Annotated in this window: 12 protein-coding genes; 2 read left to right on the plus strand and 10 right to left on the minus strand. The window is 49.3% G+C overall.

The annotated features are described in order from the left end of the window. Positions 1–3: 3 nt before the first annotated feature. The 5 genes from BUE76_RS18110 to BUE76_RS24245 all read right to left on the minus strand — a co-directional run bounded on the left by BUE76_RS18110 (position 4) and on the right by BUE76_RS24245 (position 3,499). Positions 4–615, minus strand: a complete 612-nt coding sequence (locus BUE76_RS18110; protein WP_073043444.1) for a fumarylacetoacetate hydrolase family protein — start codon at positions 613–615, stop codon at positions 4–6. A gap of 130 nt (positions 616–745) precedes the next feature. After that, positions 746–1,321, minus strand: a complete 576-nt coding sequence (gene pth / locus BUE76_RS18115) for an aminoacyl-tRNA hydrolase (RefSeq protein ID WP_073043446.1) — start codon at positions 1,319–1,321, stop codon at positions 746–748. A gap of 133 nt (positions 1,322–1,454) precedes the next feature. After that, positions 1,455–2,045, minus strand: a complete 591-nt coding sequence (locus BUE76_RS18120; RefSeq protein WP_073043448.1) for a 50S ribosomal protein L25 — start codon at positions 2,043–2,045, stop codon at positions 1,455–1,457. A gap of 226 nt (positions 2,046–2,271) precedes the next feature. Beyond that, positions 2,272–3,225 carry a ribose-phosphate pyrophosphokinase gene (locus BUE76_RS18125; RefSeq protein WP_073043450.1) on the minus strand — a complete coding sequence of 318 codons (954 nt, stop codon included), beginning with the start codon at positions 3,223–3,225 and terminating at the stop codon, positions 2,272–2,274. A 64-nt stretch (positions 3,226–3,289) separates the two neighbouring features. Then, complete coding sequence (locus tag BUE76_RS24245) at positions 3,290–3,499, minus strand: hypothetical protein (RefSeq protein WP_143157306.1); 210 nt, start codon at positions 3,497–3,499, stop codon at positions 3,290–3,292. 78 nt (positions 3,500–3,577) lie between these two features. On the opposite strand from BUE76_RS24245, the gene radC reads away from it, so the two are divergent. Both radC and BUE76_RS18140 read left to right on the plus strand, forming a co-directional pair. Then, positions 3,578–4,270, plus strand: coding sequence for a RadC family protein (gene radC / locus BUE76_RS18135; protein WP_073043455.1), 693 nt, complete (start codon positions 3,578–3,580; stop codon positions 4,268–4,270). 172 nt (positions 4,271–4,442) lie between these two features. Next, positions 4,443–4,745 carry an endonuclease domain-containing protein gene (locus tag BUE76_RS18140; protein WP_083596520.1) on the plus strand — a complete coding sequence of 101 codons (303 nt, stop codon included), beginning with the start codon at positions 4,443–4,445 and terminating at the stop codon, positions 4,743–4,745. 30 nt (positions 4,746–4,775) lie between these two features. Here the strand turns inward: BUE76_RS18140 and BUE76_RS18145 are convergent, their stop codons facing one another. The 5 genes from BUE76_RS18145 to BUE76_RS18165 form a co-directional block, all read right to left on the minus strand. Further along, positions 4,776–5,084 (minus strand): DUF3467 domain-containing protein, encoded by a 309-nt coding sequence (locus tag BUE76_RS18145; RefSeq protein WP_073043457.1) that lies wholly within the window; start codon positions 5,082–5,084, stop codon positions 4,776–4,778. A 75-nt stretch (positions 5,085–5,159) separates the two neighbouring features. Next, a complete protein-coding gene (locus BUE76_RS18150; protein WP_073043459.1) occupies positions 5,160–5,834 on the minus strand; it encodes a hypothetical protein in 675 nt (224 codons plus the stop codon). Positions 5,835–5,907: 73 nt separating this feature from the next. Next, on the minus strand, positions 5,908–6,906 hold the full coding sequence (locus BUE76_RS18155; protein ID WP_158069999.1) for a DUF1735 domain-containing protein: 999 nt from the start codon (positions 6,904–6,906) through the stop codon (positions 5,908–5,910). A 19-nt stretch (positions 6,907–6,925) separates the two neighbouring features. Beyond that, positions 6,926–8,488, minus strand: a complete 1,563-nt coding sequence (locus BUE76_RS18160) for a SusD/RagB family nutrient-binding outer membrane lipoprotein (protein ID WP_073043463.1) — start codon at positions 8,486–8,488, stop codon at positions 6,926–6,928. A 71-nt stretch (positions 8,489–8,559) separates the two neighbouring features. Continuing rightward, positions 8,560–11,697, minus strand: a complete 3,138-nt coding sequence (locus BUE76_RS18165; RefSeq protein ID WP_073043464.1) for a SusC/RagA family TonB-linked outer membrane protein — start codon at positions 11,695–11,697, stop codon at positions 8,560–8,562. Positions 11,698–11,842 lie beyond the last annotated feature (145 nt).

Consider the following 11,842-nt stretch of genomic DNA (forward strand, 5'->3'; position numbering starts at 1 on the left):
CAATCACTTCACCTCCAGCGCCAGCAACTGCGCATCCTCGAGGTAGCCTTCAACTTCATCGCCCACCACCAGTTCGCCTACACCTGCGGGCGTACCGGTGAAAATAAGGTCGCCGATATTAATGGAGAAGAATTGCGAGATATAGCTTACCAGGAAATCGAAGGAAAAGATCATTTGAGAAGAGGCGCCTTTCTGTACCTGCTCCTTGTTTTTGAACAGGCGGAAAGGAATATCCTTACGATTCTTGATTTCGGCAATGGGTACCCATTTGCCGATGGCGGCCGAGTTGTCCCAGCTTTTCGCTTTCTCCCAGGGCAGGCCTTTTTCTTTTAATTGCGCCTGAATGTCGCGGGCAGTGAAATCGATGCCAACGGTAATGGCATCGTAATATTTATTGGCGAACTTCTCCTGGATGTATTTACCGTTTTTGCAGATGCGCAAAACCAGTTCACATTCGTAGTGCAGTTCGTTGGTAAATTCGGGGTAGTAAAAAGGCGTATGCGGTTGCAGCAACGCGCTTTTTGGTTTCATAAAAATAACGGGTTCTTCGGGTACGGCATTACCAAGCTCTTTGGCATGCTCCGTATAGTTTCGTCCTACGCAGAAAATTTTCATTACAGTAGTGGTTTAGAGTAAATACATTGGATACCAACTAGGTTAGGGTCGTTAATCCTATATATTCAATGGTTCGTCTGCTCACCAGTATTGGTGTTGGCACGCTAAAGTAAGTATTTACACTCACTTGTCATACCGCAAACTCAACATTATTGATCCGGTTCATAGTGGCGGGCAAACCCACCGTAGCTAAGCTTTCTATGGTTTCTACAGCCTTCCCGATCTTCAGTTTTACCAACGGCTGCTCTTCAGCCGTCCATTTGCCCAACACAAAATCTACCTGTCTGCCTTTGGCAAATTCATTGCCGATGCCAAAACGGAGCTTGGGGTAATTGGTGGTACCCAAACTTTCCTGGATGCTCTTCAGGCCATTGTGTCCGCCATCCGAACCGCCGGGCCGCAGCCGCAACTTGTTCAGCGGAATAGCCAGGTCGTCAAAAATCACCAGGAGGTTTTCAAGGGCGATCTTTTCCTTGTCCATCCAGTACTTCACTGCCTTTCCGCTCAGGTTCATAAAGGTAGTGGGACAGATGACGATGAAAATACGTCCTTTCCACCGTATTTCGGCTACCGATGCCAGGCGGTCGGAGCGAAACTGGCCGCCGTGCTTTTGTACAAATGCTTCGGCTACATCAAAACCAATATTGTGGCGGGTATGAGCATACTCGGCGCCGATATTACCGAGGCAGGCGATGAGGTATTTCATAAAACGGTTTTTGGTTGGTGGTTTTTAGTTTTTTGTTTTTAGTAAACCAGGCTCATGTACAAAAACAAAAAAACCAATAACTAGAAACAGAAAAGGCCCACCATAGGCGGGCCCTCTCATAAAATAGCATCACTTACTTCTTGCCTTTGGCAGGAGCGGCGGCCGCTTCTTCCTGACGGAGGGCACGGGTAGTAACTACAGAAGCGATGGGAATACGGGGGGAGTTCAACACCTCGTAGTTCTCAGATTTCACATCTTCCACGCGGATGTTGTCGCCAACATTCAGGTGTTCGATATTCACTTCGAGTTGTGCTTTCAGGTACTTGGGGAAGGTTTTCACCTTCAGGGTCTTCATTTTGGTTTCCAGACGACCACCGGCACGTACACCAGCAGGGGTACCTACGTAAGCCAGGGGAATGTCGGCTACTACTTTCTTATCTTCAACCAGTTCCAGCAGATCTACGTGGATCAGTACGTCGGTTACTTTGTCAAACTGAAGGTCTTTCAGGATGGTACGGTAAGTTTTACCGTCCAGGGTAACTTCAGCGATCTGGAAGTTAGAAGTGTAAACCAGGCTACGAAATGCTTTTGCAGGAGCAGCAAAGCTGATTTCCTGGGCACCGCCATAAATTACACCAGGCACCAGTTCCTGAGAGCGCAGTTGGCGGGTGGCTGATTTGCCAAAGGCGGTCCTCAGTTGTCCTTCGATTGTAATTGTTTTCATTGTTTGTTATTGAAATAGAAAATAAAAAAACTCGTACCCCTATCCCCCTAATGGGGAGACTTAGGTCCAACAAACCGGTTTGTTTTGAAGCTATTCAAAGCATCCGGTTGCTGAAAATATTTTAAGTAAAAGCTATCAAGCTTAAACCGCATTGTTTGTAAAAGAACATATCCCCTTCCAAAGTAACTCAGACCTAGGTTCCCCCTTTAGGGGGACAGGGGGTGTGCTATTTATCTCTGCGCTGCGAATGAATAAAGAGGTTGTTGATGCTCTTGTTTTCATGCGCATTGCGGATAGCTACTGCAAAAAGGTCAGCGATATTCAGCACTTTAACCTTTTCGGGGGCGCCGGGTTTCAGCGGAATGGTATCGCACACCACCAGTTCTTCCAGCACGCTGCCCGCGATGTTTTCGTAGGCCTTGCCGCTCAGTACGGGGTGGGTTACCAGGGCACGCACACTGCGGGCACCTTTTTCCTTCAGCAGTCCGGCTGCTTTTGCCAGGGTTCCGGCCGTATCGGCAATGTCGTCGATGATCACAATGTCTTTATTGGTCACATCGCCAATCACCACCATGGAGGCGATCTCGTTGGCACGCTTGCGGTGCTTGTCGCAGATCACCATTTCGGCGTTAAAATAGCTGGCAATTTCCCTGATGCGGTTGGTAGCACCCACGTCAGGGGCCGCAAAGGTAAGGTTTTCCAGCTTTAGTTGCTGGATATAAGGAATAAAAACGGCAGACGAGTCGAGGTGATCCACCGGGATGTCGAAATAACCCTGGATCTGGGGGGCGTGCAGGTCCATGGTGATGACCCTGTCGGCGCCCGCGGCGGTAAGCATATTGGCTACCAATTTGGAGCCAATGGCTACACGGGGTTTGTCTTTTCGGTCCTGGCGCGAGTAGCCGTAGTAAGGCAAAACAGCCACGATCTTGTAAGCCGATGCCCGGCGGGCGGCATCAATCATCAGGAGCAGCTCCATCAGGTTGTCGGCAGGAGCGCAGGTGCTTTGCACCAGGAAAACCATGCTGCCCCGGATGCTTTCTTCAAAAGTGGTCTGAATTTCACCGTCGCTGAAACGTTGAATTTTAATGCGGCCGGGTTCGCAACCATACCTTTCGCAGATCTGCTGGGTAAGATGTTGGGAGCCGGTTCCGGAGAAGATTTTAAGGGAAGGCTGCATGACAGGTTGAATGTGCGGCGAAGATATGGCTTCACCGCACATGATGGTTCAGCCTTTGCCATTTTCAATGGCTGCTAACCGGCAGGCTTGCATGCGCAATATCGGTAGCCGCACGCCCCTGTGCTACCAGCATGCTACCGCTGCCTGGATTGAGGTGCGCATAAAGGGCGTTGCCTATAAAAAAAGCCATAAAAAGGGTGATGACACAAACAACGAGGAAGAATAATACGGGGTGCATAGCGCCCATAAAGGACCGGCGTGAGTAATAGCTCATAGGGATTGGGTTTGGACGGTTTTGAAATAGGATTAGGGACGTATTGACAAGCCTAAAATTATTGCTTAGTATTAGCGCATGCAAGCGCAGAACTACTCTATTAAGCAATGGGCAAAAGACGACCGGCCACGCGAAAAACTACGTACCAAGGGTGCCACGGCCCTCTCCGACTCCGAGCTGCTGGCCATCCTGCTGCACCACGGCACCCGTGAAAAAAGCGCGGTGGACCTCGCTAAAGACATACTGCTGCTGGGTAAAAACAACCTCTCTGAACTGGGCCGCCTGTCCATTGCCGACCTTTCGCGCATCAAAGGTATTGGCGAAGCTAAGGCCATCACCATTATGGCCGCACTGGAACTGGGCCGCCGAAGGCAGGCCAGTGCCTCGCTCGATAAACCCATCATCGCCTCTTCGGGCGATGTAGCCCGCTATCTGCAAAGCCTCCTGCGCGACCACCGGCACGAAGTGTTTGCCGTGCTTTTTCTCAACCGCGCCAACAAGATCAACCACTTCCAGGTGGTGAGCCAGGGCGGCATTACCGGCACCGTTGCCGACCCGCGCATTATTTTGAAAAGAGCTTTGGAAGAAGATGCCGTCTCCATCATCCTCTGCCACAACCACCCCTCCGGCGCCCTGAAGCCCAGCCGCGCCGATGAAGAGCTGACCCTTAAAATAAAAGAGGCAGCCCGCTACTTCGATATCAAAGTACTGGACCACCTGATTGTAAGTGAAGAGGGGTATTTCAGTTTTGCGGATGAGGGGTTAATATAAACCCCCTGTCCCCCTGGAGGGGGAACTTAGGCCGGAAAGCATGATTATGAATAAAATCTCTTTAGCACAAAGCTTTTTGTATGAAAAGGAATATGTTTTCGGGGGCAGAAAGAGGCATATTTGAAAGGGCTAAAGCGTTGCGAAAACAGCAAACACCGGCCAAGGAAATCTTATGGTCCTTTTACGGCAAAAGCTACTGGGCTGCAAGTTCAGCAGGCAACATCCTTTTGGTATTTACATTTTGGATTTTTATTGCCATCAACTTCATTTAGCAATAGAAGTTGATGGCAATATTCATTTACTGGAATCGGTACAGAAAAACGACAAAATGAGGGAAGAGACTTTGTCAAAGCTGGGGCTGCAAATCCTGCGATTCACAAACGAAGAACCTACCCATAAACAAGCAACAGTTTTCCAGTCCATCACCCACTTCATCCTCCAACAGCTTCCAACCTCACCAGGTATCCCGACCTAAATCCCCCCTTTAGGGGGACAGGGGGTGGGTTTACGCCTGACCCGCCGGCCCAAAAGTAAGCGGCAGTGCAATCTCCTCCAGGTCTTTGATGGGGCCGTTGGCGGCTTCGTAGCGCTGTACGTTTTCGGCCAGGGCATTCATGAAGCGCTTGGCGTGTTGGGGGGTAACAATGATGCGGCTCTTTACCTTGCTTTTAGGGGTGCCGGGCATCACGTTTACAAAGTCGATCACAAACTCGGCGTGCGAATGGGTAATGATAGCCAGGTTGGCATACTGTCCTTCGGCCACTTCTTCCGATATTTCAATATTGAGTTGATTCTGTTGTTGCTGGTCGCTCATCGTTTTGTTTTGTAACAAATGTAAACGGAAAAAGGCAGCGCCTGCTGCCTGCCGCCCTATTTACCCGTTCCAGGTTTAGCGTTGCGCATCGGCTTTTGCCACCACCTGTAACAATGCACGCATATCGGCTGCCTGCGTAAAGTTCACAGGATGGCTGTCAAGGTAAGCCTGCACCGAGGGGCGCAACTCCGATCGAACGGCCTTGAGCAACTGCTTGCGCGAATCTATTTCTGCCAGGCTTCCCTTATGCTCGATCCAGAAGTGCGGCATGGCCTGCATTTGGGTGCGGCTTTTATAATTGCGGCTTACGTAAACACCGGTAACCGTATTGCTTACTTCGTTGTTGGCTTTTTGCACGATGCCTCCATGATCAGCAGTTGCGGTAAGGGGTACCAATTTGCCGGCATAGGTGGCCAGCAAATGGTAAGGGCCCTCGGTGGCTACCAGTTCGCACACCCTGGTACCAACAGGCAGAAACCTGCGGCCCTGCAGGTAAACGGTATCTACAAGTTCCAGCCCGGTGAGCAGGAGGTACTGCCTGTTCTGGATAAAGACAATATTCTGCTGTTCGATATTATAGTTCAAAGGAGTCGTTTCCATTGCCCCATTTTTCATCAATACTTTACCGGTAACAAATTCAGGGAATAAAAGCATCTCGCGGTTGATGCTATCAGAGGTGGATTGGGCATTGGCACTGTGCAAAAAAGAGCCGAAAAACAGCAGGATTCCGATACGTAAGAAAGCAGTCATGAGCTTGGTTTGTGTATTGAAAATAACAAAGGCCGCTGATTAACTCAGCGGCCTTTGTTATTTGAAAATTAAATCAGCGTTGCCCTTTATAGGTAAACTTCTCTTTAAAATAAGTGCGGGGAGCGAAAGGGCTCGCTACACTTTGTGTCATGATATAGCTCACTTCAATCTGTTTAACCGAACCATCAGCGTTGAAGGTAATTTTGTTTACGCCTGTTGGATCCAGCATGCCGGAACGCTTATTACCACCTGACTCCTGACCATAGTAGTTGCTTACGCTGGTTACTTTGCCACTTGCATCAAAGGTAAAAATTGGCGAAAAGCTACCATAGGCAGATACGCTTGTACCACCACTTACAATTGGATGGAAGTAGTTTTTAGAGTAAACACCATCGGCATCAAACAAAGCCACTGAATTTCCCGAATAAGTAATCAAATACATATTCAAGGGATAATAGCCGGTGAGTGCAGCACTGGTCACATCAACCATAGGTCCAGTTGCTTCCATTACGTACAAACCATCATACTGGTTACGTGCAGAAAAAGAATACACTGCTTTACCCAAGTTGGAGCTGATAGCACCACTCGAAGCACTGGTTATCTTCAGGGGAAGCGCGTAGTTTTTGTTGAAATCAAAGCTGGCGTTATTGGTAACTTCAACTTTAACCTGTGTAGTACGCGTTCCTTTTTTAATTACAGCTGTTGCTGGCAATTTGAAAATAGAAGCATCAGGCACAACATAGTTGGTTCCATTTTCTGAATTGAATTGGGTTAACACCTCAGTATCTACCGCCAGGTTAAGTGTAATATCTGCAGGTGCCTCATTTTGCCCCATATAGCTCACATTTACAGGGAAGCTTACCGTCTGATTTGCTTTAAGAGATCCAAGGTCAGAGGTAAAACGAGAGTAAACAGAAGAGCTACCTGCTACATCATCGCCGCTGTAGGTAAAACCCAACATGTTGGCCACGCCTTTTGCAGGGTCGATGTTCATATCACGCTCTTTGATACAGGATACCAACGTAGTGGCAACTGCAGCAAAAAGGAATAGAGATTTTATTGTTCTTTTCATTGCTTGTATAGTTTGGTAATTAGCGAGCCCAGAAGATCTTGGAAGTGTACACATTGATGTTCTGCGGAACATTAGCAGTGTTGTACGAAGCTTCTGTTGTTGGATACAGAATACGGGTAGGCAGCTTATCTGGTGCGGTAGACTGCGAAACAGACGAAGCGAAGGTTTGTGTGCCAGTAGCACCAGCAGTGTTAACAATAGAAGGATAGCCGGTACGCCGGTAATCGTTCCATGCCTGATCTGCATTCACCATATTCAAGGCGATGTACTTCTGGGTGACGATTGCTTCAATTTGAGCCTCGGTTGAAGCAGCCAATGCAAAGTTTACCAACGGGCTGGTAGCATTGTCGGTAAGATACAATGCAGCATCGGCAGCAGGCGTACCTATAACAGAGCCATCAGGCTTGGTATATAAATAGGTAAACGAAGCTTCGATGCCCTTGTTGAACAAGGTAGCAGCACTACCACCAGTAATGATACCACGCACAGCAGCTTCAGCCTGCAGGAAGAAGCTTTCAGCAGCTGTGATCAGCGGGAAACCGGCATTGGGTCCTTTCAGCACACCGGTGGCATCGCCAGCCGATTTACCATCGCGGTTGGTGCTTGGATACCAGAAGCTACCCGAAGGGCTCGAAGCAATGTTGTTGCTTTCTACACCCAAACGGTTGGTGGGTGTGCTGGGGTATTGATAGTAGATGGCTGCACCACGCTTGGGATCACTCAACTTTTCACCATGATAAAAACCAAAAACAAAAGTGTTGGGCATCCAGCTTTTGGTTGCATCCGAACCAGTGTAGCTAAAGCCCCAGTTGCTCCACTTTGGGTTCTGGCGGTTGTTGTCGCGGGTATAACCAGGATTGATGAGCGCGTCTTCGGTAAGGAAGCCGGCAGCATCAAAGGTTTGGTTGCTGAACTGTACTTTACCATTACCACGTACCAGAACACGTAGTTTAATGGTGTTAGCCAGTTGTTTCCACTTGGTCATGTTGCCTTTAAATACCACATCGGAGTTGCCTATAGGAGTGATACCGGGAGTAGTAGCACCTGTGTTGATAGCAGCAATAGCCTTATCCAGCTCGTCGGCCAGGCTCTTGTAAATAGCTTTTGCGTCATCATAAACGGGCGTCAGGTTATCGGCGCCTTTCAGTGCCTGTGTGTAGGGCACATCGTTGTAGGTATCTACCAGCAGCTGATAGCTATGTGCTTTCATAATGCGGGCAGCTGCATTGAAGTAAGCCAGCTCGGGTTTTCCTTCGGAGCTGTTCAGGATGGTCTGGTAGTCTTCAAGGTTATCGAAAGTGGAAGACCAGCGGCCCGAAAAATCACCAGCAGAAAAATTGTAGGTGATAGAGGTACCGAAACCACCAAATCCTCCGGCATTGGCCATATAACCTACCAGCTGTGCTCCGTAGGAGTTGAAGCCGTTGAGGTTGGAAGCGGTAGTAGTAAGCGCCTGCGGCAAAATGAGCGCCGGCGTTGCGGAGGTGGCCGAGTTGGGGTTCTGGTTGATATCCAGATATTTCTCGCAGGAGGTACCCAAAAGCGTTACCCCCAGTAATAAAAAGGATGTTATCTTTTTCATGTTCAATTATTTGTGGATGCTGTTGGCACCAGGTGCTGCTACAGCATTTCAATGTTTAGTTCAGCCGATCATTAAAACTTCAAAGACAGGGTAGCACCATAAAAACGCGAAGGAGGCGTTTGGCCAATACCGGTCAAACCAATACCGTTGCTGTCGTTACCGGCATCACTGTACTCAGGATCGGTGTAGTAGTTATCCTTAGCCATCCACATAAACAGGTTACGACCCTGTACGCTGATGCGTGCACCTTTCAGGAACTTGGTTTTTGCAACCAGTGCCGTGGGCAGCTGGTAGCTAAGCGACAGTTCGCGGAGCTTCCAGAAAGCACCAGAAGTAACATAGTTCGAAGTAACATCGCGGTTGATACCATCGGTCCAGAAACCGTTGTTACCATTACCATTTTTGATCATTACGTCTTTGTTCTCTACGTACTTATCACCTTCTTTATACACAGAATTGGGGAATACAAAAGACTGGCGATTGTATACGGCAGTACGGTAGCCAGTACCCGACCAGTCGAGTTCAGAACCCATAGCATTGAACACCTGGTAGCCACCGCGGTATTCGAACAGGCCACTCAGGGTCAGCCCCTTGTAGCTTACCGAAGCGTCGAGGCTCAAACGGTGCTTGGGGGTAGCGGTACCAAGTATAGAAAGGGTATCGCTCTTAGTAGGCAAACCGGTCAGCTTGTCAACAATTACACGGCCTTGGGGGTCGCGCTGGTAATCGAAGCCAAGGATGGCGGGAAACACCTGGCCAGGTACTGCATAAGAACCAACACCGCTACCATAAGTAGCCAGCGACAGGCGGGGCAGTGCGGCAGAGATGAAGTTTACTTTGTTGTCCAGGTAAGTATAGTTACCACCAAAGGTTACGTTCCAATCGCGGCTGCGGAGGGGTGTAACGTGAGCGGTAACTTCCAGGCCTTGGCTCTGTGTTTGACCAGTGTTGGTACGCAGGGTAGTATAACCGGTAGTGCTGGATACGCTGGTAGCTACAGTCTGGTTGTCCGTCTTGGTGCTGAACAGGGTAACAGTAGAAGTAAAGCGGTCCTTGAACAGGTTCAGGTCAAAACCACCTTCGTAACCTTTGGTGATCTCAGGACGCAAGTTGTTCGACACCAGGGTATTGTCCACAGTGTAACCGGGCAGGCTGCCGTAAGGGAAACCGCTGGCTGAAGCACTGTAGGTAGGCAGCAGGTAGTAGGCACCAAAGTCGCCGGAGCCACCCAGGTTCACCTGGCCAACTTTCGACCAGCCGCCACGGAGCTTCAGGTAGCTGATTACATTGCTGCTCTTGATAGCAGAAACGGCGTCGCTGGCAATAAAGCTCAGGTCAACAGCGGGATAGAAGAAAGAACGGTTGGCAGTAGACAGTATAGAAACCCAGTCGTTGCGACCCTGAACGGTCAGGTAAACAAAATCTCTGTAACCAAAGGTGGCTTTACCATAAGCACCAATGGAGCGGCTCTTGTAGTTGCTTTCGCTTACCGAAGGCGTACCTACACCGTTGCTAACGTTGTACAGGTCGGGAACAACAAGGCCGTTGGCAGTTACACCCAGGTACTTGGCCTGGTTTTGTGTCCACTGGCCACCGCCAATTGCGTTTACGCTAAATCTGCCGAACCTGTTGATGTACTGTGCAAAAAGGTCGCTCAGCAGCTGGGTCTTGTAGTTGGAACCATCCGATACAGAAGCAGCGATATCCGACTTGGAGCTGGCTTCGGTATGCTTGGCATATTCTGTAAAGTTAAAGGCACCCACGGTATTCTTATTCGAATAGTTACGGGTGGTAATACCCTGGCGGGCAACCAGGTCCAAGCCTTTCAAAGGCGAGAAGTGCAGTTCCACGTTACCGGTCAGGTAATCGTTGCGCTGGAGGCTGCGGTAGTTATCAGCAGTGAAATAGGGGTTCTGGTACCAGGGGTTGTAATAACCGTTGGGGTTAGCCATGGGGTCAGTACGCCAGTTCTTGTACCGGGTAATATCTACGTTGGAGGGCATGTTCAGCATATTGGCGTACATGCTGCCTGTTTGGGTAGTAGTGTTGTAACGGTTTTGGGTGTAGCCCAAGGAGTAGGTGGCGTTGATCTTTTGATTGAACTTACGGGTACCGTTTACACGCATAGAAGTACGGTTGTACTTATCGCCAGGAGTGGTACCGGTAACATCGGCATACTGAGCCGACATGTACAGGGTTGAGTTATCGTCACCGCTCGACAGGTTGATGTCGGTTTGGTTGGTCAAACCTTTTTCCCAAAACTTGAAGTGACCGTCGTTATAAGCATAAACGGCAGAGTCCTGAGTGCCATCTTCCAGGGGCGCACCCAAGGGGCGCTTGGTACCGTCGAAAGCAGGACCATAGCTCTGGTTCTCGAGGTAAGAGAACGGTGCCTGGCCATTGACATCCATGCCATAAGCCGAACCACCCGCACCAAAACGCTTTTGAATTTTGGGGAAGAAAGCTACGCTTTCCAGGGTAGTGGTATGCGAAATACCAATATTGGTTTGTCCACGGCGGCCTTTCTTGGTAGTAACAATCAGGGCTCCGTTGGAAGCCTGCGAACCGTAGAGGGCGGCAGCACCAGCACCATTAAGTACTACTACTTCTTCAACATCTTCGGGGTTGAGGTTACCCAATACGTCGTTAGGAACGATTACGTTGTCCAGAACCAGCAAAGCCTGGTTGTTACCGGTGAGCGAACGCTGACCACGCAGTACCACGCGGAAGTTGGGGTTCACACCGCCTGAGGTAGCATTGATCTGCATACCGGCAACTTTGCCTTGCAGGCCACCGGCCACGTTTACGGCACGGCCAGTAGTGAGGGCTTCCGCCTTGATCACAGAGTTGGCAGTACCCAGTTCTTTACGCTTAGCCTTGATACCACCTGCAGTAACAATCACTTCATCCATGCTCGATACGGTGCTTTCAAGTGCGATGTCGTAAGCAACACGGTCATTGATGGATACTTCCTGCTTTTTAAAGTTAACGGCGGAGACCACCAGGATGGCGCCCTGGTTGGTGTTCAGGGTAAAACGGCCATTCTGATCGGTAGTAGTACCGGTTTTCTTGCCAGCCTCGCTGATGGAGGCAAAAGGAACAGGATTACCATTCGAATCCCGGATCACACCCGAAACCGTACGGGCCTGACCAAATGCCAATGCACTGGTGAGCATCAGCACTGGAAGCAGTGACGCGACTTTTCTCATGTAAACAAAAAAGGTTTAAATAAATAAAAAAGCTTCGGGCTCATTTTTAAGAGCAGGTCTCTCTGGGAAAGAAAACACCCTTAAAGCAGAGCTTAAGCCCGGCTAATTTAACTTTCTTTTTTGTTAAGTGCCAACCTTTGTTTTA

It is taken from the genome of Cnuella takakiae, from assembly GCF_001953305.1.
GTDB lineage: Bacteria > Bacteroidota > Bacteroidia > Chitinophagales > Chitinophagaceae > Flavisolibacter > Flavisolibacter takakiae.